General features: G+C 59.5%; 1 protein-coding gene and 1 pseudogene. Both read left to right on the top strand.

What is annotated here, in order from left to right; translation table 11 throughout:
- The coding region (locus tag CFR80_RS18715; RefSeq protein ID WP_181418227.1) for an ATP-binding protein at window positions 1-381 on the top strand (381 nt) is incomplete at its 5' end.
- 132 nt (window positions 382-513) lie between these two features.
- Window positions 514-610 (top strand): annotated as a pseudogene (locus CFR80_RS18710) (transposase zinc-binding domain-containing protein); the annotation flags it as partial.

The raw sequence follows: 610 nt of genomic DNA, 5'->3' as shown, positions 1-610 counted from the left end.
GCCATTGGCCGGAGCTGCATCCGCACAGGTCGGCGTGGCCGGTTCTTCAACGTGGTGGACCTGGTCAACCGGCTTGAGGCTGACAGTCGGGCGGCAAGGGCGGGTCGGCTGGCCGAACAACTCGGCCGACTGGACTTTGTCATCCTCGACGAACTGGGATACCTGCCCTTTGCCCAGTCTGGCGGACAGTTGCTGTTCCATATGATCAGCCGCCTTTATGAACAGACCTCGGTCATTGTCACCACGAACCTGTCCTTCGGTGAATGGGCCAGTGTATTCGCCGACGCCAAGATGACCACGGCACTGCTCGACCGTCTGACCCATCACTGCGACATCATCGAGACAGGGAACGAAAGCTGGCGGTTCAGGAACCGTAACTGAACCTCTCTCCAGATCCATACCTGCCCCGGCCTGTCTCCTTACGCCTACGGCTTCAGGAGACAGGCCGGGCCTTCAACAGGGGGTTAATATTGCATGCCGATCAGGGGTTATTTTTGAGTGCCGATTGACACCCTTGGTGGTCATGTCGCGGCCTGCGGGGACTGTGGACACTGGCGGATCGCCTATAACAGCTGTCGCAACCGTCATTGTCCGCGCTGTCAGGGGAACG

This window comes from Komagataeibacter oboediens (assembly GCF_003207815.1).
GTDB classification, from domain to species: Bacteria; Pseudomonadota; Alphaproteobacteria; order Acetobacterales; family Acetobacteraceae; genus Komagataeibacter; species Komagataeibacter oboediens.
This window is presented reverse-complemented; position numbering and strand designations above follow the sequence as displayed.